This window comes from Streptomyces sp. NPDC020807 (assembly GCF_040641575.1).
Lineage (GTDB): Bacteria > Actinomycetota > Actinomycetes > Streptomycetales > Streptomycetaceae > Streptomyces.
Genome location: NZ_JBFADU010000007.1, coordinates 1 through 22,118 on the forward strand (window position 1 = coordinate 1; position 22,118 = coordinate 22,118).

General features: G+C 73.0%; 20 protein-coding genes and 1 pseudogene. 8 read left to right on the forward strand and 13 right to left on the reverse strand.

Going from position 1 to position 22,118, the window contains the following annotated elements:
- The 7 genes and pseudogenes from AB0G79_RS13630 to AB0G79_RS13660 form a co-directional block, all read left to right on the forward strand.
- Positions 1 to 507: proline racemase family protein (locus AB0G79_RS13630; protein WP_360805193.1), on the forward strand; the 507-nt coding region annotated here is incomplete at its 5' end.
- Positions 504 to 1,889: an aldehyde dehydrogenase family protein gene (locus tag AB0G79_RS13635; RefSeq protein ID WP_360805196.1), complete on the forward strand. Its 1,386-nt coding sequence runs from the start codon at positions 504 to 506 to the stop codon at positions 1,887 to 1,889. The genes AB0G79_RS13630 and AB0G79_RS13635, both read left to right, overlap by 4 nt.
- A 47-nt stretch (positions 1,890 to 1,936) precedes the next feature.
- Positions 1,937 to 2,620 carry a GntR family transcriptional regulator gene (locus AB0G79_RS13640; protein WP_360805199.1) on the forward strand — a complete coding sequence of 228 codons (684 nt, stop codon included), beginning with the start codon at positions 1,937 to 1,939 and terminating at the stop codon, positions 2,618 to 2,620.
- A gap of 103 nt (positions 2,621 to 2,723) precedes the next feature.
- On the forward strand, positions 2,724 to 3,989 hold the full coding sequence (locus tag AB0G79_RS13645; RefSeq protein ID WP_360805202.1) for an alpha/beta fold hydrolase: 1,266 nt from the start codon (positions 2,724 to 2,726) through the stop codon (positions 3,987 to 3,989).
- 304 nt (positions 3,990 to 4,293) lie between these two features.
- The gene (locus tag AB0G79_RS13650; protein ID WP_360805205.1) at positions 4,294 to 5,703 is read left to right on the forward strand and encodes a family 2B encapsulin nanocompartment shell protein; all 1,410 of its coding nucleotides are present in this window, start codon (positions 4,294 to 4,296) and stop codon (positions 5,701 to 5,703) included.
- A 123-nt stretch (positions 5,704 to 5,826) separates the two neighbouring features.
- Positions 5,827 to 6,960 (forward strand): annotated as a pseudogene (locus tag AB0G79_RS13655) (family 2 encapsulin nanocompartment cargo protein terpene cyclase); the annotation flags it as partial.
- Positions 6,961 to 6,963: 3 nt separating this feature from the next.
- Positions 6,964 to 7,860, forward strand: coding sequence for a geranyl diphosphate 2-C-methyltransferase (locus tag AB0G79_RS13660; RefSeq protein ID WP_360805208.1), 897 nt, complete (start codon positions 6,964 to 6,966; stop codon positions 7,858 to 7,860).
- Between the two features lie 49 nt (positions 7,861 to 7,909).
- Here AB0G79_RS13660 and AB0G79_RS13665 read toward each other — a convergent pair whose 3' ends face one another.
- Positions 7,910 to 8,572 (reverse strand): hypothetical protein, encoded by a 663-nt coding sequence (locus AB0G79_RS13665; protein WP_360805211.1) that lies wholly within the window; start codon positions 8,570 to 8,572, stop codon positions 7,910 to 7,912.
- A 24-nt stretch (positions 8,573 to 8,596) separates the two neighbouring features.
- On the opposite strand from AB0G79_RS13665, the gene AB0G79_RS13670 reads away from it, so the two are divergent.
- Positions 8,597 to 9,241: a phosphatase PAP2 family protein gene (locus AB0G79_RS13670; RefSeq protein WP_360805911.1), complete on the forward strand. Its 645-nt coding sequence runs from the start codon at positions 8,597 to 8,599 to the stop codon at positions 9,239 to 9,241.
- A 17-nt stretch (positions 9,242 to 9,258) separates the two neighbouring features.
- On the opposite strand, the gene AB0G79_RS13675 is transcribed toward AB0G79_RS13670, so the two are convergent.
- The 12 genes from AB0G79_RS13675 to AB0G79_RS13730 are packed head-to-tail and all read right to left on the reverse strand — an operon-like array spanning position 9,259 to position 22,117.
- Complete coding sequence (locus AB0G79_RS13675) at positions 9,259 to 10,587, reverse strand: glutamate-1-semialdehyde 2,1-aminomutase (protein WP_360805214.1); 1,329 nt, start codon at positions 10,585 to 10,587, stop codon at positions 9,259 to 9,261.
- A gap of 7 nt (positions 10,588 to 10,594) precedes the next feature.
- The gene (rfbC, locus tag AB0G79_RS13680) at positions 10,595 to 11,146 is read right to left on the reverse strand and encodes a dTDP-4-dehydrorhamnose 3,5-epimerase (protein ID WP_360805217.1); all 552 of its coding nucleotides are present in this window, start codon (positions 11,144 to 11,146) and stop codon (positions 10,595 to 10,597) included.
- Positions 11,146 to 12,360, reverse strand: coding sequence for a polysaccharide pyruvyl transferase family protein (locus AB0G79_RS13685; RefSeq protein ID WP_360805220.1), 1,215 nt, complete (start codon positions 12,358 to 12,360; stop codon positions 11,146 to 11,148). Before AB0G79_RS13685 ends, rfbC begins: the two co-directional genes overlap by 1 nt.
- A complete protein-coding gene (locus AB0G79_RS13690) occupies positions 12,357 to 13,313 on the reverse strand; it encodes a glycosyltransferase family 2 protein (RefSeq protein ID WP_360805223.1) in 957 nt (318 codons plus the stop codon). Before AB0G79_RS13690 ends, AB0G79_RS13685 begins: the two co-directional genes overlap by 4 nt.
- On the reverse strand, positions 13,310 to 14,626 hold the full coding sequence (locus tag AB0G79_RS13695; RefSeq protein ID WP_360805226.1) for a hypothetical protein: 1,317 nt from the start codon (positions 14,624 to 14,626) through the stop codon (positions 13,310 to 13,312). The genes AB0G79_RS13690 and AB0G79_RS13695 overlap by 4 nt, the downstream gene beginning before the upstream one ends.
- The gene (locus AB0G79_RS13700) at positions 14,623 to 15,906 is read right to left on the reverse strand and encodes a DUF4910 domain-containing protein (protein WP_360805229.1); all 1,284 of its coding nucleotides are present in this window, start codon (positions 15,904 to 15,906) and stop codon (positions 14,623 to 14,625) included. Before AB0G79_RS13700 ends, AB0G79_RS13695 begins: the two co-directional genes overlap by 4 nt.
- Positions 15,894 to 16,919: an SDR family oxidoreductase gene (locus AB0G79_RS13705; protein ID WP_360805232.1), complete on the reverse strand. Its 1,026-nt coding sequence runs from the start codon at positions 16,917 to 16,919 to the stop codon at positions 15,894 to 15,896. The genes AB0G79_RS13700 and AB0G79_RS13705 overlap by 13 nt, the downstream gene beginning before the upstream one ends.
- A 3-nt stretch (positions 16,920 to 16,922) precedes the next feature.
- Positions 16,923 to 17,570, reverse strand: a complete 648-nt coding sequence (locus AB0G79_RS13710; protein ID WP_360805235.1) for a PIG-L family deacetylase — start codon at positions 17,568 to 17,570, stop codon at positions 16,923 to 16,925.
- Positions 17,567 to 18,361, reverse strand: a complete 795-nt coding sequence (locus AB0G79_RS13715) for a sugar phosphate nucleotidyltransferase (protein ID WP_360805238.1) — start codon at positions 18,359 to 18,361, stop codon at positions 17,567 to 17,569. The genes AB0G79_RS13710 and AB0G79_RS13715 overlap by 4 nt, the downstream gene beginning before the upstream one ends.
- Positions 18,358 to 19,593, reverse strand: a complete 1,236-nt coding sequence (locus tag AB0G79_RS13720; protein WP_360805241.1) for a class I SAM-dependent methyltransferase — start codon at positions 19,591 to 19,593, stop codon at positions 18,358 to 18,360. Before AB0G79_RS13720 ends, AB0G79_RS13715 begins: the two co-directional genes overlap by 4 nt.
- Positions 19,593 to 20,867: a glycosyltransferase gene (locus tag AB0G79_RS13725; RefSeq protein WP_360805915.1), complete on the reverse strand. Its 1,275-nt coding sequence runs from the start codon at positions 20,865 to 20,867 to the stop codon at positions 19,593 to 19,595. Before AB0G79_RS13725 ends, AB0G79_RS13720 begins: the two co-directional genes overlap by 1 nt.
- Positions 20,868 to 20,875: 8 nt before the next feature.
- Positions 20,876 to 22,117 carry an O-antigen ligase domain-containing protein gene (locus AB0G79_RS13730; protein WP_360805244.1) on the reverse strand — a complete coding sequence of 414 codons (1,242 nt, stop codon included), beginning with the start codon at positions 22,115 to 22,117 and terminating at the stop codon, positions 20,876 to 20,878.
- Between the last annotated feature and the right edge of the window lies 1 nt (position 22,118).

Consider the following 22,118-nt stretch of genomic DNA (forward strand, 5'->3'; position numbering starts at 1 on the left):
CTGGCCTTCGGCGGCAACTTCTACGCCTTCACCGACCTCGACGCCCTCGGCCTGCCCTTCGACCGCGACCGCAAGGACGACCTCATCGCCGCCGGCCTGGCGATCATGGACGCGGTCAACGCCTCACCCGACCACCGGCCCGTCCACCCCGCCCAGCCCGAGATCGCCGGACTCAAGCACGTCTACCTCACCGCACCCGGCTCCGACGCCACCCGGTCCCGGCACGCGATGGCGATCCACCCCGGCTGGTTCGACCGCTCACCCTGCGGCACCGGAACCAGCGCCCGCATGGCCCAGCTCCACGCCCGCGGCGAACTCCCCCTCGACACCGACTTCGTCAACGAGTCGTTCATCGGCACCGAGTTCACCGGCCGCCTCGTCGGCGAGACCGAGATCGGCGGCCTGCCCGCCGTCATCCCCACCGTCACCGGCCGCGCCTGGATCACCGGCACCGCCCAGTACTTCCTCGACCCGGACGACCCCTTCCCCGGAGGCTTCCTCCTGTGACCGACACGCTTCCCACCGTGATCTCCCGCAACCCCGCGGACCCGGCCGACGTCCTCGTCTCGCTCCCGGCGCCCGGTGCCTTCACCGCGGTCGACACCGTCGAGCGGGCCCGCGCCGCCCAGCCCGGCTGGCAGTACGCCGGCGCCGCCACCCGCTCGGCCGCGCTCGGCGCCATCGCCTCCGCCATCGAGGCCGCCGCCGGTGAACTGGCCGCGCTCGCCGTCCGCGAGGTCGGCAAGCCGCTCGCCGAGGCCAGGGCCGAGGTCGCCCGTACCGTCGCCATCTGGCGGTACTACGCCCAGGCCCCCTTCGAGCCCGCCGGAGCGGTCCACGAGACGGCCGCGGGCCCCGGGCTGCTCCTCACCCGCCGCCGCCCGCACGGCGTGGCCGGGCTCATCACCCCGTGGAACTTCCCGTTCGCGATCCCGACCTGGAAGGCCGCCCCGGCGCTCGCCACCGGCAACACGGTCGTCCTCAAGCCGGCCCCCGAGGCCACCGCCTGCGCCCTGCGCCTGGCCGAGATCATCCACCAGTACGTGCCGGAGTCGGTCTTCACCGTCCTGCCCGGCGGCGGCACCGAGGGCAACGCGCTCGTCTCCGCCGCCGACGTGGTCTCCTTCACCGGCTCCACGCCCATCGGCCAGGCCGTCGCCCGCGCGGCGACCGCCCGCGGCATCCCGGTCCAGGCCGAGATGGGCGGCCTCAACGCCGCCCTCGTCCTGCCGGACGCGGACATCGAGCAGGCGGCCTCCCACATCGCCGCCGCCATCGCCGGGTACGCGGGCCAGAAGTGCACCGCCACCAGCCGCGTCATCGCGGTCGGCGCCGCCCTCGACCCGCTGCGCGAGGCGCTCTCCGAGGCCCTGCGGGCACTGCCCGTCGGCGACCCGGCCGACCCCGCCACCGTGTGCGGGCCGCTCATCCACGAGTACGCCCGCGACCAGGTCGGCGAGGCCGCCCGCGGACTGTCCGTCCTCGCCGGCGGCACCGTGCCCGACCGCGACGGCTGGTACACCGCCCCGACCCTCGTCGAGAAGGTCTCGCCCGGCCACCGGCTGCTGCGCGAGGAGGTCTTCGGACCCATCGCCTCGCTGCTCGCCGCCGACGACCTCGCCCACGCGATCCGGATCACCAACGCCGTCCCGTACGGCCTGGTCACCTCGGTCCACACGGCGGACCTCAACACCGCCCTCAACGGCCTCGACCTGCTCGACACCGGCATGATCCGGCTCAACGCGCCCTCCACCGGCGTCGACTTCCACCTGCCGTTCGGCGGCTCCAAGGCGTCCAGCCACGGCGCGCGCGAGCAGGGCAAGGCAGCGCTGGACTTCTTCACGTCGAGCCGGACGTACACGCTGGCACCCGCGGGCTCCGCGGCGTGACATCGTACGGTGGTGAGATCAACCGGAACGAAGGGATCACCACCGTCATGGGGCACCTGACCCACCGCGACCTCAACGCCTCCCGGGAGCGGCTGCGCGACCAGGTCGCCCATGCCCTGCGAGCCGCCCTCATCTCGGGCGAGCTCCGCCCCGGGGTGGTGTACTCGGCGCCGACCCTCGCCGAGGACTTCGGGATCTCCGCCACCCCGGTCCGCGAGGCGATGCTCGACCTGGCCCGCGAGGGCCTCGTCGAGCCCGTCCGCAACAAGGGCTTCCGGGTCACCGAGGTCGACGAGCGCGACCTCGACCAGTACAGCGAGATCCGCGCGCTCATCGAGATCCCGACGGTGGGCCGGATCACGAGGATCGCCTCCCGCGAGGAGCTGGAGGCGCTGCGGCCGGTCGCCGAGGACATCGTGCGCGCGGCCCGCGAGCACGACCTCATCGGCTACCTGGAGGCGGACCGGCTCTTCCACCTCACCCTGCTCGGCCTCGCCGGCAACGAACGGCTCGTCGAGACCGTCGGCGACCTGCGCAAACGCTCCCGCCTGTACGGGCTGACCGCGCTCGACGAGAGCGGCAACCTCATCCCGTCGGCGGAAGAGCACCTGGAACTGCTCGACCTCATGCTCGCCGGCGACGCCGAAGGCGCCGAGGCCTGCATGTCCCGTCACCTCGGACACGTCCGCTCGATCTGGGCCAAGGGCGAGCGGACCTCCGGGGAGCGCTGACACCGGCCGACACACGGGCTCACCGGGCTCGGTGGGCGGCCGACGGCCACCCACCCCTGCTCCGTCCACCTGACCGGCCGCGCCCGCGGCCGTGGAGGAACCCATGAACCCGGCGTACGCCACCGTCGACCACACCTTCGTCGTCCCCCTCGACCACGCGGACCCCGAGGGCCCCACCATCGAGGTCTTCGCCCGCGAGGTCGCCGACCCGGCCCGCGCCGGTGAGGAACTGCCCTGGCTGCTCTACCTCCAGGGCGGCCCGGGCGGCAAGAGCCCCCGGCCGTCGGCCGGTTCGCCCGGCTGGCTGGCCCAGGCGCTCAGGACGCATCGCGTCCTCCTGCTCGACCAGCGCGGCACGGGCCGCTCCACCCCCGTCACCGCCAGGTCCGCCGCCCGCTTCGCCTCCCCCGAGGGCCTCGCCGGCTACCTGAGCCACTTCCGCGCCGACGCGATCGTCGCCGACGCCGAACTGATCCGCCGTCAACTCCTCGGCGACGCCCGGTGGGAGACCCTCGGCCAGAGCTACGGCGGCTTCATCACCCTCACCTACCTCTCCCAGGCCCCCGAGGGGCTGCGCGCCTGCTACGTCACCGGCGGCCTGCCCGGCCTCACCGCCACCGCCGACGACGTCTACGCCCACACCTACCCCCGCGTCCGCGACCGCGTCCTCGACTTCTACGCCCGCTACCCCGAGGACGCCCCCCGGCTCCGGAAGATCGCCGACCTCCTCGCCGCCACCGACGTGCGCCTGCCCGACGGCGACCGCCTCACCCCGCACCGCCTGCGCTACCTCGGCCTCGCCCTCGGCATGGGCGACGGCTTCGAGCGGATCCACTGGCTCCTCGACGAAGCCGTCGACGCCGAGGGCGAGTTGAGCGACACCTTCCTCCACCAGGTCATGACGCTCACCGGCTTCTCCGACAACCCGCTCTTCGCGGTCATGCAGGAGACCCTGTACGGGCAGGGCGCCGGACCGACCGCCTGGGCCGCCGCCCGCGCCCTGGACGACCACCCCGAGTTCTCCGGCGACGCCGACCCGCTGCTGTTCACCGGCGAGATGATGTACCCCTGGATGTTCCGCGAGATCGCCGGCCTGCGCCCCTTCGCCGAGGCCGCCGACCTCCTCGCCGCGCGCGTCGACTGGCCGCCGCTGTACGACCTCGACCTGCTCGCCGCCAACGAGGTCCCGCTCGCGGCCGTCGTCTACCACGACGACATGTACGTCGACGCGGGCGTCTCCCTGCGCACGGCCCGCCACATCGGCTCCGCCCGCGCCTGGGTCACCAACGAGTGGGAGCACGACGGCGTCCACGTCTCGGGCGGCCGCGTCCTCGCCCGACTGATGGACATGGCCGCCGGACGCGCCTGACCGGCCCGCCCCACCCCCGACTCCCTCCTTCTCCCTCCCCGCGGGGAGAAGGAGGGTTTTCGCGTTTCCGAACACCGCGGTGGCCGGACCGATGGCCGAATCATGACGGCCGCCCCCTTAAACCCCGAACGAAACAAGATCACTGCTTCGAGGTAATGGCCTCCTCGCAGTGAGGTGACCGCGACTTACCGAGCGTTACTGTTCCCTCGATCCGGAGGACCACCCCCGATCACCCACCCCCCTCACCCTCTTTCGCCGACCGCGCCCGAGTGCCGGCCGGCGGCACCGAAGGAGACCTCGTCCGATGACCGTTGAGACCGGCCCGGAAGCCCAGGTCGAGCCGCCCCGGCAGAGCCTGAGCACCGCCGCCGCCCGCAACCTCGCCTCCACCACCAAGTCCGCCCCGCAGATGCAGGAGATCACCTCCCGCTGGCTGCTCCGGATGCTCCCGTGGGTCGAGACGAAGGGCGGCGCCTACCGGGTCAACCGCCGACTCAGCTACACCGTCGGCGACGGCCGCATCGACTTCGTCCAGGACGGCAGCCGCGTCCGCGTCATCCCCCGCGAACTCGGCGAACTCGCCCTGCTGCGCGGCTACGAGGACGACGACGTGCTGACCGCGCTCGCCGACCGCTGCGTCCAGCGCGACTTCAACGCCGGAGAGGTCCTCGTCGTCCGCGGCAACGCCGCCGAGGAGATCCAGCTCATCGCCCACGGCCGCGTCAACCAGACCTCGGTCGGCCAGTACGGCGACGAGATCGCCGTCTCCGTCCTCGCCGACGGCGACTGCTTCGGCGAGAACGCCCTCCTGGACGCCGACGCCACCTGGGACTACACCGCCACCGCCGAGACCTCCGGCACCCTCCTCACCCTCTCCCGCGCCGACTTCGCCGGCATCCTCGCCAACGCGCCCAGCCTCCAGGCCCACATCGAGCGGTTCAGCTCCCTGCCCCTCAAGGGACAGAACAAGTACGGCGAGGCCGAGATCGCCATGTCGGCCGGCCACAAGGGCGAGGCCGTCCTCCCCGGCGCCTTCGTCGACTACGAGCTCAGGCCGCGCGAGTACGAACTCTCCGTCGCCCAGACCGTCCTGAAGGTCCACACCCGCGTCGCGGACCTCTACAACGGCCCGCACAACCAGACGCAGGAACAGCTCAGGCTCACCATCGAGGCCCTGCGCGAGCGCCAGGAGCACGAGCTCATCAACAACCCGGAGTTCGGCCTCCTCGCCAACGCCGACTTCAAGCAGCGGATCCAGACCCACTCGGGCCCGCCCACCCCGGACGACCTCGACGAGCTCCTCACCCGCCGCCGCGGCACCAAGCTGTTCCTCGCCCACCCCCGCGCCATCGCGGCGATCGGCCGCGAGTGGAACGCCGCCGGGCTCTACCCCGAGACCGTCGAGCTCGACGGCCACCGGGTCCCCGCCTGGCGCGGCGTCCCGATCCTGCCCTGCAACAAGATCCCCATCAGCGAGGAGAACACCAGCTCCATCCTCGCGATGCGCCTCGGCGAGGACAACCAGGGCGTCATCGGACTGCACCAGACCGGGCTGCCCGAAGAAGTCGAACCCGGGCTGTCCGTAAGGTTCATGGGCATCAGCGAGCAGGCGATCATGTCGTACCTCGTCACGACGTACTACTCCGCCGCCATCCTCGTACCCAACGCGCTCGGCGTCCTGGAGAACGTCCAGATCGCCCGCCGCCGCGGATAGACCCCCCCTCGCCGCGCCCGGCCCCCTTGGGCGGGCCGGGCCGGCACGCCCGGGACCCGGGAACGGAACACCCACCCCATCTAGGAGCCACGGATGCCCGACACCCAGACCCCGGGCCCCGGTCTGGAGCAGATCCTGCGCGGACCCACCGGCCTCGGAACGGCCGCCGTCGGCCTCTTCCGGCCCGCCGGGATCCCCGACCTCGCACCGGTCGACGTCACGCCGGCCGACCTCGCCGCCGCCGACGTCGCACCCGCCGAACCGCAGACCCCGGCGGACGCCCTGCACATCCCGGGCCTCTACTACCACCCGGTCCCCGAACCCGACCCCGTCCGCGTCGCCGAGGTCAGTCGCCGCATCAAGGAGTGGGCGCTCGACGAGATCCAGCTCTACCCCGAGGAGTGGGAGGGCCAGTTCGACGGCTTCTCCGTCGGGAAGTACATGGTCGCCTGCCACCCGGACGCCCCGACCGTGGACCACCTCATGGTCGCCACCCGCCTCATGGTCGCCGAGAACGCGGTCGACGACTGCTACTGCGAGGACCACGGCGGTTCCCCGATCGGCCTCGGCGGGCGCCTCCTCCTCGCGCACACCGCGCTCGACCCCCTCCACACGACGGCGGAGTACCAGCCGCGCTGGGCCGAGTCGCTCCGCGCCGACGCCCCGCGGCGCGCGTACCACTCGGCCATGGAGTACTTCAACCAGCTGGCCACCCCCTCGCAGTCCGACCGCTTCCGCCACGACATGGCCCGCCTCCACCTCGGCTACCTCGCCGAGGCCGCCTGGGCGCAGACCGACCACACCCCCGAGGTGTGGGAGTACCTGGTCATGCGGCAGTACAACAACTTCCGGCCGTGCCCCACCATCACGGACACCGTCGGCGGCTACGAACTCCCCGCCGACCTGCACGCCCAGCCCGCCATGCAGCGGGTCCTGGCACTCGCCGGGAACGCGAGCACCATCGTCAACGACCTGTACTCGTACACGAAGGAACTCGCCGCCCCCGGACGCCACATGAACCTGCCCGTGGTGATCGCCGACCGGGAGAACCTCTCGGACCGTGAGGGCTACCTCAAGGCCGTCGAGGTCCACAACGACCTCATGCGCGACTTCGAGGCCGCGAGCGCCGCGCTCGCCGCCGCCTGGCCCATCCCCAGCGTGCTGCGCTTCCTGCGGGGCGTGGCCGTGTGGGTCGACGGCAACCACTACTGGCACCAGACCAACACCTACCGCTACAGCCTGCCCGATTTCTGGTAAGAAATGGACCCATCTGTGACCAGCACCGAGCTCACCACCGTCGACGGCACCTCCGCGTTCGTCCCGGCGCCGGCCTCGCCCTACCAGGGCGACATCGCCCGCTACTGGAACCAGGAGGCCAGGCCCGTCAACCTGCGCCTCGGTGACGTCGACGGGCTCTACCACCACCACTACGGCATCGGCGCGATCGACCACGCCTCCCTCGGCTCGCCCGAGGACAGCGAGTACGAGAAGAAGCTGATCGCCGAGCTCCACCGCCTGGAGTCCGCCCAGGCCGAGGTCCTCCTCGACCACCTCGGCGAGGTGGGCCGCGGGGACACCCTCGTCGACGCGGGCTGCGGCCGCGGCGGTTCGAGCGTCATGGCCCACCAGCGCTTCGGCTGCAAGGTCGAGGGCGTCACGCTCTCCTCCACGCAGGCCGAGTTCGGCAACCGGCGCGCCAGGGAACTGGGCATCGACGACCACGTCCGCGCCCAGGTCTGCAACATGCTCGACACGCCCTTCGAGAAGGGCAGCATCACCGCCTCGTGGAACAACGAGTCGAGCATGTACGTCGACCTCGACGACCTCTTCGCGGAGCACTCCCGCTTCCTCAAGGTCGGCGGCCGGTACGTCACCATCACGGGCTGCTGGAACCCGCGCTACGGCCAGCCCTCCAAGTGGGTCTCGCAGATCAACGCGCACTTCGAGTGCAACATCCACTCCCGCCGCGAGTACCTGAAGGCGATGGCGGACAACCGCCTCGTCCCGCAGGCCGTGATCGACCTGACCCCGGACACCCTGCCCTACTGGGAGCTGCGGGCCACGTCCTCCCTGGTCACCGGCATCGAGGAGGCGTTCATCGAGTCGTACAAGGACGGCTCCTTCCAGTACGTCCTGATCGCCGCCGACCGCGTCTGACACCCGACACACCTCAGAAGAGCCGGACCCGTCACCCGACGGGCCCGGCTCATCGGCGTGCCCCTTCGAGCAGGCTCCGGGCGAGGGCGAGGGCGAGGTGGCGGTGTCCGGATTCGCGTGTGTGCCGCACGTCGTCGGCGGGGTCGATGAGCCCGAGCAGCGCGTCCCACAGGTGGCGGGGGGCGGGCGGGAGGTCCGAGGCGCCCCGCGGATTGGCCCCAGGCGCCCAGGCGTTCTGCCAGGTCGACAGCAACTCGGTTCCTGCCACCACCACTTCGGCGATGTTGAACCGCTCGCCGCTGTCGAGGGCGAGCCGGATCCGCGGGTCGTCGCGGTGGGCCTCCGCCCGCCGCCGTTCGGCCTTCGACCAGTGCCGGTCGAGCCTGATCCGCACCGCCGCGCCGAGCACGTCGCGCTGGACCCGCCAGGCGTCCCGGTCGGAGCCGGTGAGGCGGCTCTCCTCGCGGGCGTCGTAGCGGCGGTACTCCTCCGGTCGGCGGGTCGGGGTCTCGCGCGGCCGGAGCCGGTCCGCGACGAGCGCGTAGAGCGCCGACGCCCACGGCCGCCCCGTACCGGAGCCTGCCCCGCCCCCGTGCGCAGTAACAGTGTCACGCTGCCCCCACCGCGTGGCGTGGAATGCCACTCTCCCCGCCGGGCCGCCGATGTCGAGGAACGCGGCTCGGTTAGGGTCGAGGAAGGGCGGGGCGGGCACGACGGAGGGAACGCGGTGAATCGCCTGACAGGACAAGAGGACCGTGACGGCGCCGAGTTGAGGCGCGCGTGGCTCGCTCCGGTCGCGCTGCTCGCGGCGTGCGCGGTCGGGGTGATGGCGCTCCGGTACGGCGGGACGGGCGAGCCCGGCCGTGTGGACGCGCGGATCCAGGGGCTGGTGGACGGCCTGCCGGGGTCGTGGTGGCCCGTGGCCACCGCCGTCGACGCCCTGGGGGAGCGCGAGGGGGCGGCGGTCCTCGTCCTGTCCGTCGTGGCGCTCTGCCTGGTCCTGCGGCGTCCGCGCGCCGCGGTCCTGATCGTCGCCGCCTGCGGCACGAGCGTGGCGGCGACGATGCTCCTGAAGCCCCTGGTGGGCCGCACGATCCACGGCGGCTCCCTGGCCTACCCCAGTGGGCACACCGCCTTCCTGACCGCGTTCATCCTCGTGCTGGCACTGCTGGTGACCGGGCGGTTCGGCCTCGTCGGGCCGGGTGGCGCGGTCGTCGTCCTGCTGGCCTCGCTGGTCGCGGGCGTGGCCATGGGGTGGGCGCAGGTCGCCACGAACTCGCACTACCCGACCGACACCATCGGCGGCTACTTCACCGCGCTGGCGGTGGTGACGGCCACCGCTTGGCTGGTCGACCGGCGAAATCTCCTGGCCTGTAGGTGATCTGACGCGGGCTCACCTCACGCGCGGCGGCGGAAGACCGGTTTCACCGGCCGTCCGCCCAGCCACGGGGTGGGGTCACCGGCGTCGAGCGCCTTCCGGTAGACCGCGCAGGCCTGCGCCACCACCTCGACGGTCCGGTCGATGTCGGTCTCGTCGAGCGCGCTGCTCACCACGAAGGACGGGGCGAGGACCCCGCCCGCGAGGAGACGGCGCAGGAAGAGGGTCCGGTACTCCTGGGAGGGCCGCCCGTCCCCGTCGAGGGTCGCGAAGACCAGATTGCTCGCCCGGCCCCGTACGACCACGTGATCCGCGACGCCCAGGCCGGACGCGGCCTCCCGGACTCCGGCCGCCAGCCGCTCGCCGAGGGCGTGCAGACGGGCGGTGACGCCCTCCTCGGTGTAGGTGGTCTGCACGGCCATCGCCGCGGCGAGCGAGTGGGTCTCGGCGCCGTGGGTGGTCGACAGCAGGAACACCCGGTCGCGGGAGTGGCGCAGCCCGCCCAGCTCCATCAGCTCGCGGCGCCCGGCGAGCGCGGAGACCGCGAACCCGTTGCCCAGGGCCTTGCCGAAGGTGGAGAGGTCCGGGACGACCCCGTACAGACCCTGGGCGCCCGCCTCCGACCAGCGGAAGCCGGTGATCATCTCGTCGAAGACGAGGACGCAGCCGTGCCGGTCGGCGAGTTCGCGCAGGCCGGCGAGGTAGCCGGGCGGGGGCTCGGCGTGCCCGGCCGGTTCGAGGATCAGGCAGGCGATCTCGCCCTCGTAGCGGCGGAGCAGCTCCTCCGTGGCGGCGAGGTCCCCGTACGGGAACGCGACGGTGAGCTCGGTGGTGGAGGCCGGGATCCCCGCGGAGAGCGGGGTGGTGCCGATGAACCAGTCGTCGACGGAGAAGAACGGGTGGTCGCCGCAGATCGCGATCCGCGCGCGGCCGGTGGCCGCGCGGGCGAGGCGTACGGCGGCCGTGGTCACGTCGGACCCGTTCTTCGCGAACTTCACCATGTCGGCGGTGGGCACGGTGGCGAGGAACCGCTCGGCGGCCTCCGCCTCCAGGAGGGACGGCCGGACGAAGTTGGCCCCCCGGTCCAGCTCCCGGCGGACCGCCTCCAGGACGCGCGGGTGGGCGTGGCCGAGGCTGACCGAGCGCAACCCCGAGCCGTACTCGACGTACTCGTTGCCGTCGACGTCCCACACGTGGGCGCCGTCGCCGTGGCTGATGACCGGGGCCAGGTGCTCGGGGTACTGGTCGTCGCCCTTGGCGTAGGTGTGGGCGCCGCCGGGGATCAGGGCGTGCAGGCGCTCGTTCGCGCGCCGCGACGCGGGGAGGGAGAGGTCGTCGGTGGCGTCCATGGCGGGGTCAGCCCTCCGTCTGCTTGAGGGCGACGGCGAGGCTCGGCGCCTCCCGGTCGCGGGGGGACATCAGGAGGGCGGGCAGCGGCCACGGGACGGCGAGTTCGGGGTCGTCGTGGGCGATGGTGACGTCCTCGGACGGGTCGTGCGGGCGGTCGATGCGGTAGGAGATGTCGGCGGTCTCGGTCAGCGCCTGGAAGCCGTGCGCGCAGCCCGCCGGGATGTAGAGGCTGGTCTGCGCCTCGCCGGACAGGTCGAAGGTGGCCACGTTCCGGTACGTCGGCGAGTCCGGCCGCAGGTCGACGACGACGTCGAAGATCCGCCCGTACGAGCACCGCACGAGCTTCGCCTCCCCGGCGCCCGACCGCAGGTGCAGGCCGCGCAGGACGCCCCGGACGTTGCGGGACAGGCTGTCCTGGACGAAGGAGTCCGGGTCGATGCCGACCGAGCGGACCACGTCGGCGTCGAAGGTGCGGCAGAAGAAGCCGCGTTCGTCGGCGTACGGCGTCGGCTGGAACAGGTAGGCGCCGGTGATCTCGGGGACCGCGGTCGCTTTCATCAAACCTCCTGGCGGATGGGGGAACGCCCGGTCCTCGGGAACACGGCCGTGGTCAGGTCGGCGAACTGGCGGCGGAGCCGGCGGACGGCCGCCGCGTCGCGCTCCGCGAGGGTCCGGCGGAGCTCGGCGGCCTGGCGCTCCAGCGCCCGGAACTGCTGGAGCAGCCGGTCGGGGTCGACCGCGCGGGCCGGATGGCGGAAGGCGCCGAGGCCCATCGCCTCCATGAGCGCGTCGCTCTTCGCCGCGTAACTGAGCGCGACGACCGGCGTCCCGGACCGGAGCGCGCAGATCAGGTTGTGGTAGCGCACCGCGACGGCGCTGTCGGCGGCGGCCATCTCCTTCATGAGGTCGGCGAGGGAGGAGGTCGCGGCGGCGGTGACGAGCGGCGAGTCCACCGCTTCGAGGATCGCGTCGACCACGACGAGGTCGGCCGCGTCGCCGGTGAGCAGCCGGACCGGCCGGCCCTCCTCCACCAGCGCGCGGACGAAGCGGATCGTCCCGTCGAGATAGCGCCGGTGGATCTCCTCCGCCCTGGCGCGGTCGTCGTTGCCGCCGTGGAAGGCCATGACCCCCACGCAGACGGTCCCGGGCGTTCCGGAGGGCTCGCTCCGCGGCGGCGTCGGCAGGGCGAACGCGAGGTCCGGGTAGACCTCGTCGCGGACGGTGTCGACGCCCATCGACCGCAGCGCCTCGCGGGACTGGCTGTCCCGGTACGAGCGGTACGCGGCGAGCCGGGCCGACCAGCGCACCAGCGTCCGGGTCGCGCGCTCGCGGATCGGGGCCGCGCCAACGCTGACGAGCGCGACCGGCGTGCCGAGGAGCCGCCCGGAGGCGCAGAGCAGGAACAGGGCGTACGGGAACCCCCACGGCCGCAGCGGGAGCGTGGCCTCCAGGACGCCCATGCCGGGCACTATCACCACGTCGTGCCGGCGGACCCAGGCGGCCGTGCGGTAGGCGTCGACGAGCTTGCCGACGCCCTTCCCGACGACGGCGCCCGCGCGGGACGCCGTCCGGTACTCGCCGCGGTACCAGTGCAGGCGCGTCGCCGGTATCCCGAACCGGGCCGTCACCGACTCGGGGCCGCCGCACAGCGCGTCCACGACCGCCTCGGGATGCTCGGCGCGCAGATAGCCGAGGATCGCTTCGAGCGAACCGTCGTTGCCGACGTTCCCCGAGCCGAGCAGGCCGAAGACCCCGACCCGTACGGGGGTCACGCCTTCCCCCCGGCGCGTCCCTCGCGACCGGCGACGAGCGCGTCGACGGAGACCGAGAGCAGCGACGGGTCGACGGGGGCGCGGTCCTCGACGCGCTCGCCGGCGCCCGGCCGGGCACGGCTGGTCGCCCAGGCGGCCAGGTGCCGGTAGCAGGCGCGCCGGTCGGCGGCGGAGAGCGGGGCCCGCTGGATCGCGGAGACGAAGCCCCACACGTACTCGGCGAGGAGCCGGGGCGTCGGGTGCAGGATTCCGGCCCGGCGCGGGTCGAGGTTGACGCACCGGGAGCGCTTGGACGGGTTGGCCCGCTCGGCGCGGGTGGGGTGGTCGCGGCGGAAGTACAGCAGCTCGGGCACCTGGTGGAAACGGCCGAACAGGCCGATCTCGGAGACGAACGTCCGGTCCGCGTGGTGGTAGCTGTCCAGCGGGCGCACCCGGCGCAGCACGTCGGCGCGGATCACCCCGTAGAAGTCGTCGCCGCCCGGCTCGAAGAGCATGCTGCGGAAACGGTCGGGCGCGTACGGCGAGCCGGTGGTGAGCGTGTACGTGTACGGCACCTTCACCTGGCCGTCGGCGTCGATGACGGCCTGGTCGGCGTGGGCGAGGATCACGTCGGGGTGCTCGTCCAGCGCGTCCACGCAGCGCCGCAGCAGCTCCCGGGCGTACAGGTCGTCGTGCGAGGCCCATTTGAACAGCTCGCCGCGGGACTCGGTGAAGACCAGGTTGTGGTTCGGGGTGGCGCCGATGTTCCGGGGGAGGCGCTTGTACCGGATGCGGGAGTCCTTCTCCGCGTACCGGCGGCAGATGTCCTGGGTCCCGTCGGTCGAGGCGTTGTCCGAGATGATCAGCTCGAAGTCCTCGTAGGTCTGGCCGAGCAGGGCGTCCAGCGACTCGGCCAGGTACTCCTCGCCGTTGTAGACGGGCAGGCCGATGCTCAGCCGGGGCAGGGAGGTCATGACGTCCTCTCTTCGGAGACGGGATGCGGGATGACGGGCTTCGCGTGGTGCTCGCGCAGGGCGGACCGCAGGTGGAGCCACCAGACGGTCGAGGCGACGAGGGTCGCGGCGGCGGCTCCCCAGGCCGAGCCGACCATGCCGCCCGCGACCGCGCCGCCGAGCCCGCCGGCGACGTACAGGGTGGAGGCGAAGAGCTGGCAGCGCAGGCTGTGCCGGGCCGCGGCGAGCGCGCGGAGGCCGGCCGCCGCGCCGGTGCCGAGACCGGCGCCCGCGACGCCGAGCGTCGCCGGGACGATGAGCTCGGACGCCGAGTGCCAGACGCCGCCGAGCACGAGCACGCCGAGCCGCTCCGGTACGAGGTGCAGCGCGGCGCCCCAGAGCAGCGCGGCGACGGCCTGCCCGGAGCCGAGCAGGAGACAGAACAGCCAGAGCCGGTGCGGGGCCCGCCGCAGCACCCGCGCCGCCTCCGCGACGGTGACCAGCGAGAGCCCCATGAGCAGGGCGAGGAACGGACCGAGCAGCAGCTCGGCGCCGCGGGTGGCGCCCACGGCGCCGACGCCGACGATCGCGCCGAGTCCGTACGCGCGCAGCTGGCCGGCGCCGCTGAGACTGACGTTCTCGACGAGGTAGCGGGTGCCGAGGTCGCGCTGCTCGCGCAGCCACCCGCGGGCCCGGTCCGGGCGGGGCACGATGCCGGACTGGACGCAGCCGTACGCCGCCGCGACCGCCGCGCACGCCCCCCAGGCGAGGAGGAAGGACGCGACGCTGCCCACGTGGTGGGCCACCACCAGGGCGGGGATGAGCGCGAGGCCCATGACGAGGTCGTTGACGAAGGCCTTGCGCCCGTCGCCGGCGGCGAAGAAGCAGAACCGCCAGGCGTCCTGGAGCAGCAGCCCCGGCAGGACGACGCCGAGGCAGGCGAAGGCCGTGCCCACCTCGCCGCCGATGGCGAGCCCGGTCACCAGGGACACCGCGCCGAGCGCGACGCCGACGCCGAGCGCCGTACCGGAGGACCGGGCCACGGCCGCGCGCCAGGACGCGGTCGACACGCCGCTGAACCGCACGACGAACGGGTCGGTCGCGAGGCCGCGGCCGACGTTGAGGACGACCCCGAACGTCACCCAGGCCAGGCTGAACACGCCGAACGCCGCGAGCCCGAGCGAGCGGGCCACGTAGATGCCCACCGCGAAGTTGGTCATGCTGGAGGCCGCCTGGTCGGCGAGACCCCAGGACAGGCGGCCCGCGATGGCCCGCGTCGCGGACCGCCGGTCGCCGGGGGTCGTCTCCCCCTCCTCGGTGGTGGTCTCGGTCATGCCTTGATCAGCCCTGCCTCGCGCAGGGCGTCGGCCGCCGCGGCGACGGTGTCGAACGCCAGCCCCGACCGCTCGGCGACGTCGAGCAGGCCGTGCTCGCCGTCGGCGAGACTGAGCACCCAGAGCATCGCCATCTGCGCCTCCTTCGCGTCGCTCCGGCCGCCCAGCGAGTCGTACAACCCCCTTCGTCCCAGCTGAGGTTCGCCGTACGGGCTGAGGTTGACGTACCGCCGGTCGCGGTCGAGGACCGCGAACGCCTCGCGGCAGACGGCGAGCGTGTCCTCCATCGCCTCGGGGGAGACGAAGTCCGGGTTGTCCGCCGAGGTGTGGTACTCGGGATAGCCCGCGTACGGGGTCCGGCTGAGCGAGCCCACGCCGAGGTCGAAGCCGGGCGAGCAGTACTGCCGCTCGTCGTACCCGTACGGCGTGAACTCCTTGACGGTGTGCGGCCGTCCGGAGGATTCGAGGACGTGCCGCACGGCCCGGTCGATCCCCGCGTCACCCCGTCGGCTCCGCTTGTACGTGAGCGCGCCCCGGTCGCCCGCGCAGGCCAGCACGAGCCCGTGCTTCACGCGGTCGATCCGGTCCGCGTTGCGCGCCAGCCAGGTGATCGCCCCGATCGTGCCGGGCGCGAAGACGAACCGGTACGTGTGGTACGGGTTCTCCTCGGCGAGAGCGCGGGCGAGGAACGTCGCCACCGCGACGCCGGCCAGGTTGTCGTTGGCCAGCGACGGGTGGCAGACGTGGCAGGACACGATCACCTCGTCCGGCACCTGCCCCGGGACAACGTGTTCCGCGTAGGTGAGGTGGCCGTCGGCGAGCGTCGAGTCGATCCGCACCTCGTACTCGCCGTCCGGCATGGCGTCCAGGGTGTCCTGCGCCAGGCAGAACCCCCACGCCGGCTGGTAGTAGCTCGTGCGGTACGGCACCCAGCCCGGCTGTTCCGGAAGGGTGTGCAGGTGCTCGCGCAGCTCGGAGAGCGGCATGGTCGCCGCCACCGGCACGCTGTAGCCGAGGACGTGCAGGCTGGACGCGGCGAAGTCGACGACCCGCCTGCCGGTCGCGTCGGCCACGTACGCGTCCCGGATGTTCCACTCCTGCGGCACCGTCCAGTCCAGGACCTGCGTCCCGGTCGGCACCTCGTGGACCTGGAGCGGGATGTACTCGCCGACGATGTCCAGGGTGGCGCGCACCCCGTCGCCGGTGATGCTCCGGCAGAGCGGGTACAGCCGCTCCACCAGTGTGTGCATGGACTCGCCGAGCAGGGTCACCCGCGCCACCGCAGGGTCTCGTCGACGGTTCCGGCGTCGGTGGCCGAGCGGAGGACGGCGAGGCGGGTGAAGCGCCGCTCGAAGTCCTCCTTCGTGAGGCCGAAGTCACGGTACTTCTCCGCGAGTTCGAGAGCGCCCCGCTTGACCGTCCACTCGCAGTCGAAACCGGGGATCGCCTCGCGGAACCGGGAGAAGTCCACGCGGTACGAGCGCGGGTCGGCGCCGTTCTCGCCGGTGATGTTCACCTTCGCGCCGTCCACCGCCTCGGCGACCTGCTCGGCGATCTCGGCGACCGTCACGTTGTTGGTCTCGCTGCCGATGTTGAACGCCCGGTCGTGCACGGCCTCGCGCGGGGCGGTCAGCGCGGCCGTGAAGGCCCGCGCGATGTCGGCGGCGTGCACCAGCGGGCGCCACGGCGTGCCGTCGGAGAGGACGAGCACCTCGCCGGAGAGCAGCGCGTGGCCCACCAGGTTGTTCAGGACGATGTCGGCGCGCAGCCGGGGGGAGTAGCCGAACGCGGTCGCGTTGCGCATGTACACCGGGGTGAAGTCGCCGTCGGCGAGCGCGTGGAGGTCGTCCTCGACGCGCACCTTGGACTCGGCGTAGGGGGTGACAGGGCGCAGCGGGGCGTCCTCGGCCACCAGCTCGTCGCCGCCGGCCGCGCCGTACACGGAGCAGGTCGACGCGTACAGGAAGCGCCCCACGCCGGCCTCGCGGGCGAGCCGCGCGAGCCGTACGGAGGCGTGGTGGTTGATGTCGTACGTGAGCTCCGGCGCGAGCGAGCCCAGCGGGTCGTTGGAGAGCGCGGCCAGGTGGATCACCGCGTCCACCCCGGCCACGTGCTCGGCGGTGACGTCCCGCAGGTCCACGCGGTGCCCGGCCGGGTCGGCGGGCGGCGGGCCGAGGACGGAGTCGGCGAACAGGCCGGAGTCCAGGCCCACGACCTCGTGCCCGGCGGCCGTCAGGACCGGGGCCATCACCGTACCCAGGTAGCCCTGGTGTCCGGTCAGCAGTACGCGCAAGGTTCATTCCCCCAGATCGAGAGTGAGTTTGGAAACGGCGAACGCCTCGGCATAGCGGGCGTGGCACGCGATGCCCCGGATCCGGGCCAGGCCGAGGAAGGCCTCCCGGTCGTACCAGGGCCGGTGCCGCTGCGAGGGGTAGTGCTCCTGGAGCAGCTCCACCTTCCGCTCGGCGGTCTCGTCCGCCAGCGGCTGGTACGCCGACGGGCGGCCGAGATCGCCGTCCCACTTGACGATCTCGTAGCCGAGGACCATGTGGTCGCGGAACGCCGTCGGGATCAGCCGGGCCAGGCCCCGGTGGTCCTGGTGGGCGTCGTCGGTGCGCGGGGCAAGGATCACGTCGGGATCGGTCGCGGCGCGCAGCTCCTCGACCGCCGCCTTGGCCTCCTCCCAGTGCACCGGCAGCCGGCCGTCCGGCAGCTTCAGCACGGTCAGCCGCAGGTCGGCGCCCGGACAGAAGGCGGCGAGCGCGGCCCGCTCCTCCGCCTCGCGCTCGCCGCCGCCACCGGTGAGCACCAGCGCGTCGACGCGCAGCCCGGGCCGGGCCAGGCACATCGTCAGGAGCGTGCCGCCGGCGCCGATGGCGATGTCGTCGCAGTGCGCCCCCACCGCGACGATCCGGTCCAGCCGACCGGCACCGAGCCGGATCACGCCCCCGCCCCGATGCCGTCGCGCTCCCACACGGCCCACGGCCGGTCCCCGCGGGCGTAGGCGGCGTCGAGCGCGGCCCGCTCCTTCACCGTGTCCGTCGGCTTCCAGAAGCCGCGGTGGCGGTAGGCGAGCAGCCGCCCTTCCTTGGCGAGACCGGCACAGCCGTCGGCGACCAGGTCGCCGTTCTCCGGTATGTGGTCGAAGACGTCCTGGCGGAGCACGAAGTAGCCGCCGTTCTCCCACAGCGGCAGCTCGCTCACCGGCGTGATCCCGCCGACCATGCCGTCCTCGCCCAGCTCCACGCAGTGGAAGGAGGACTGCGGCGGCACCACCATCATCGAGGCGCCCGCGTCGCTCTTCGTGAACCGGTCGATCATCTCCGGCAGCGGGGCGTCGGTCAGCACGTCGGCGTAGTTCGCGAGGAACATCTCGTCGCCGTCGAGGTGGTGGCGCACCCGCCGCAGCCGCTCGCCGATCGGCGACTCGATGCCGGTCTGCGCGAACGTGATCGTCCAGTCCGCTATGTCCGTGGAGAGCAGCTCGGTCCTCCCGCCCCGCAGGACGAAGTCGTTGGACGTCGTCTCCTCGTACGAGAGGAAGAACTCCTTGATGTGGTGCGCCCCGTACCCGAGGCACAGGATGAACTCCTTGTGCCCGAAGGACGCGTAGTACCGCATGACGTGCCAGATCAGCGGGCGCGGACCGACCATCGCCATCGGCTTGGGCATGTCGTCGGAGGACCCGGCGCGCATGCGCAGCCCGTAACCGCCGCAGAACAGGACGACCTTCATCGCTTCACCTCGACGACGCTCAGTTCCGGGATGGGGAAGACGAGCCGGCCGCCCCAGTCGCCCACGTAGGACAGCTGCTCGACGAGCTCGGCCCGCAGGTTCCACGGCAGGACCAGGACGTAGTCCGGCCGGTCCTCGGCGATCCGCTCGGGCGGCAGGATCGGGATCCGGGTGCCGGGCGTGAACCTGCCGTGCTTGTACGGGTTCCGGTCCACCGTGTACGCGAGCAGGTCGGGCCGCACACCGCAGTGGTTCAGCAGCGTGTTGCCCTTGCCCGGGGCCCCGTATCCGACGACCGTCTCGCCGCGCTCCGCGGCGTCGATGAGGAACCGCAGCAGGTCCCGGCGCACCTTGGCGACCCGCGCGGAGAACTCGGCGTACCCCGACAGTTCCTGGAGCCCGGCGGCCTTCTCCCGGTCCAGGACGTCCGCCACCGCTCGCGACGGCTCCCCGGCCGCCTCGGCGGGACGCGCCCACAGCCGGATCGACCCGCCGTGCGTCGGCAGCAGCTCGACGTCCACGAGCGTCAGCCCGCCGCTCGCCAGCGCCCGGGCCGCCGACGCGACCGTGTAGTACTGGAAGTGCTCGTGGTAGATCGTGTCGTACTGGTTCTCCTCGATCAGCGTCAGCAGGTGCTGCACCTCGATCGAGACCCAGCCGTCGTCGGCGACCATCGCCCGCAGCCCCCGGGTGAAGCCCACCACGTCGGGGATGTGCGCGTACACGTTGTTCGCCACGACCAGCTGCGCGGGACCGTGTTCGGCGCGGACCGCCTCCCCGGTCTCCGGCGACAGGAACGCCGTGAGCGTCGGCACCCCCGCCTCCCGCGCCGCCGCGCCCACGTTCACCGACGGCTCGACGCCCAGGCAGCGGATCCCCCGGTCCACCACGTGCCGCAGCAGGTACCCGTCGTTGCTCGCGACCTCGACCACGAACGCCTCGGGACCGAGCCCGAGCCGCCGCACCGCCCCGTCGACGAAGACCCGCGCGTGCTCCACCCAGGAGGTCGAGTACGAGGAGAAGTACGCGTACTCCTCGAACGTCTCCTCCGGCGTGATCAGCGGAGGTATCTGCGCCAGCCAGCAGTCCGTGCACACCCGCAGGTGCAGCGGGTACGCGGGTTCCGGCAGGTCCAGTCGGTCCGCGGCGAGGAAGCTCTCGCACGGCGGAGTCGCCCCGAGGTCGACGACGCTGGCGAGCGCCGCCGAACCGCAGAGTCGGCATCGTGTCATCAACTGCCCCCATCCCCGCCCGCGCGGGCACCCCGCCGCGGGCCGGTCTCGTCGTTCCCTTCCGGCGGCGCGCTGACCCCGCCGCCGGCCCGCGCCGCGATCGCCGCGCGGTACTCCTCCACCAGCCGTTCGAGCCCCACGGCCGGACTGAAGCCCTCGTCGTACCGGCGCCGGGCCGCACGGCCCATCTCCCGGTTGCGGTCCGCCCCCGACGCGATCCGGCGCAGGCACTCCGCCAGCGAGCCGGGATCGCCCGGCCGGTGCAGCAGTCCCGTCACCCCGTCGTCGACGAGCTCGACGAAGGCGCCGTGGGCGGCGGCGACCGCCGGCACCTCCGCCGCCATCGCCTCGGCCACCACCAGGCCGAAGGTCTCCCGGGCCATCGAGGGCGCCACCACGGCCACCGACCGGGCCACGCCCTTCCGGCACTCCTCCGGGTCCCACAGACCGGCGTACCGCACGTCGTCCCGGCCCGCCGCCCACGCCGACACCTCGCGCTCCAGGGGACCTGCCCCCGCGATCACCAGCGGCACCCCCACCCCGCCTCCCGCGGCTACCTCGTCCCAGGCCGCCATGAGGAGCCGTACGCCCTTGGGCTCGGCGAGCCGGCCGAGGAACAGCAGGTGCTCGCCGTCGTCCGACCGGCGGACCCCCGGGTCGGGGACGAAGTTGTGCTTCACCACCAGCCGTTCGGCCGGCATGCCGGAGCGGACCAGGACGTCGCGCTGCGCCGCCGAGATGCAGAGGAACCGGTCCACGCCGGTCCACCACCGCCGCCGGTTGACCGCCAGGTTCACCGCGAGCGGGACGGTCGCCAGCCGCGAGTCCCGGTAGCAGCCGTGCCGGACGGCCGGCAGCGGCAGCGTCCGGCCGACGCACTCGGCGCACCCCTGTCCGTCCCGGTGCAGCGTGCCCGGCGGGCAGACCTGGGTGTAGTTGTGGAGCGTCGCGACGACCGGCACACCGGCGTCGGCGCAGGCGGCGAGGACGGCGGGGGACAGGAGCGGGAAGACGTTGTGGACGTGCACCACGTCGGGCCGCTCCGCGCGCAGCCGGGCGGCGAGCTCCCTCCGCACGCCAGGGTTCCACGGCACGAGCAGCGGCACCGCGACCTTGCCGGGCAGCGACCTGCCCGCGATGTCGTCACTGCGCCGCTCGAACAGGTCGACCCGGTGACCGGCCGCGCGCAGCAGGCCGACCTCCTCGTCGACGACCCTGTTCTCTCCGCTCGGCTGCGCCGACGAGTAGCGGTTGTGCACCACGAGGACGCGCATGCGGGGGGTCACCTCCTGGTCCTTCGGGGGACGGGCACCGCGTCCGCTGCCGCCGCTTCGGTCGTCGCCCCGGTCGTCGTCGCGGCCGGTACGGCGAGCAGGGACGCCGCCAGCGTCAGGTGCAGCAGGTACGCCGAGGCGTCCCCGAGACCGACCTCGGTGTACGACGACAGGCCGCAGTAGCTGATGAGGAAGATCGCGCAGGCCCTCGGCAGCGACGGCGGCCGCAGCAGCGCCACCCCGCCGAGCACGAGGAGGACCGCCGCCACGATGACGACGCCGACCAGGCCCTGTTCGTCGTAGACCGCCAGCCAGCTGTTGTCGATCGGCAGGCCGTCGAAGGACTTGTCGCCCAGGCCCGTGCCGAAGACCTGCTCCTGGAGCGTGCGCGGCGAGGAGAGGAGGGCGTCCCAGACCTTGGCCCGGCCGGTGAGGTTGGTGAAGTTCTCCTGGCTCTGCCCCCGCAGGAACCACTCCCGCAGCGCGGAGCTGAACACCACGGCGGCCACCACCGCGCACAGCACGGCCCAGGCGAAGAGCCGCCGGGCCGCCGCGCTGGTCAGGACCAGCGAACCGATCGCCAGGGCGAGGCCGATGAGCAGCCCGAGCGTCGCCGTCCGGGTGTGGGTCATCGCGAGCAGGACCAGCGAGGGCACGATCACCGTCGCCGCGCTCGCCGCCGTCGTGCGCCGGCCGAGCAGGAGCAGCGCGGTGAGACCGATGACGATCGCCGCGTACTGCCCGATCTGCGGCGGCGTGAGCGGCCACAGCGCACCGACCAGACGCCCTCCGTAGTACTCCGGCATGGCCGTGCCCGGGGAGACGGCGAGCCCCGCCGCCACCAGGACGAGGACGGCGAAGTACATGCGGATGTGGTGGCGCACGAAGGACAGGGAACCGTCCCACCAGCGGCTCAGCAGCCACAGGGTCGCGGTGAAGAGCGCCAGCCGCCCGCAGCGGAACAGCGCCCCGACGCCCACCTCCAGGGCGATGCTGGAGATCAGGCTCGGCACCAGGAGCAGCGTGATCAGGAAGACGAAGGCGCTGCGGCGGACGAGCAGCTCGGGGTTGAGCGCGAGGGCCAGCAGGAACGCCACGACCAGCGCGCCCATGGTGGCCATCTGGATGAGGGAGCGGGGGATCGGGATCACGGTCTCCGCCCCGGTGGACCCGAGCGTGTTGAGGGCGAGGAGCGCCCAGGCGATCCCGGCGGCCTTGGGCGGGCCTTCGCGCCACGACTCCGCGGTCATC

Bases quoted from the DNA above. Each gene is read 5' to 3' on its own strand.
- AB0G79_RS13690 (WP_360805223.1), bottom strand. From the start codon at position 13,313: ATGACCTCCCTGCCCCGGCTGAGCATCGGCCTGCCCGTCTACAACGGC.
- AB0G79_RS13715 (WP_360805238.1), bottom strand. From the start codon at position 18,361: ATGAAGGTCGTCCTGTTCTGCGGCGGTTACGGGCTGCGCATGCGCGCC.
- AB0G79_RS13650 (WP_360805205.1), top strand. From the start codon at position 4,294: ATGACCGTTGAGACCGGCCCGGAAGCCCAGGTCGAGCCGCCCCGGCAG.
- AB0G79_RS13730 (WP_360805244.1), bottom strand. From the start codon at position 22,117: ATGACCGCGGAGTCGTGGCGCGAAGGCCCGCCCAAGGCCGCCGGGATC.
- AB0G79_RS13645 (WP_360805202.1), top strand. From the start codon at position 2,724: ATGAACCCGGCGTACGCCACCGTCGACCACACCTTCGTCGTCCCCCTC.
- AB0G79_RS13675 (WP_360805214.1), bottom strand. From the start codon at position 10,587: ATGGACGCCACCGACGACCTCTCCCTCCCCGCGTCGCGGCGCGCGAAC.
- AB0G79_RS13660 (WP_360805208.1), top strand. From the start codon at position 6,964: ATGGACCCATCTGTGACCAGCACCGAGCTCACCACCGTCGACGGCACC.
- AB0G79_RS13720 (WP_360805241.1), bottom strand. From the start codon at position 19,593: ATGACACGATGCCGACTCTGCGGTTCGGCGGCGCTCGCCAGCGTCGTC.
- AB0G79_RS13695 (WP_360805226.1), bottom strand. From the start codon at position 14,626: ATGACCGAGACCACCACCGAGGAGGGGGAGACGACCCCCGGCGACCGG.
- AB0G79_RS13640 (WP_360805199.1), top strand. From the start codon at position 1,937: ATGGGGCACCTGACCCACCGCGACCTCAACGCCTCCCGGGAGCGGCTG.
- AB0G79_RS13725 (WP_360805915.1), bottom strand. From the start codon at position 20,867: ATGCGCGTCCTCGTGGTGCACAACCGCTACTCGTCGGCGCAGCCGAGC.
- rfbC (WP_360805217.1), bottom strand. From the start codon at position 11,146: ATGAAAGCGACCGCGGTCCCCGAGATCACCGGCGCCTACCTGTTCCAG.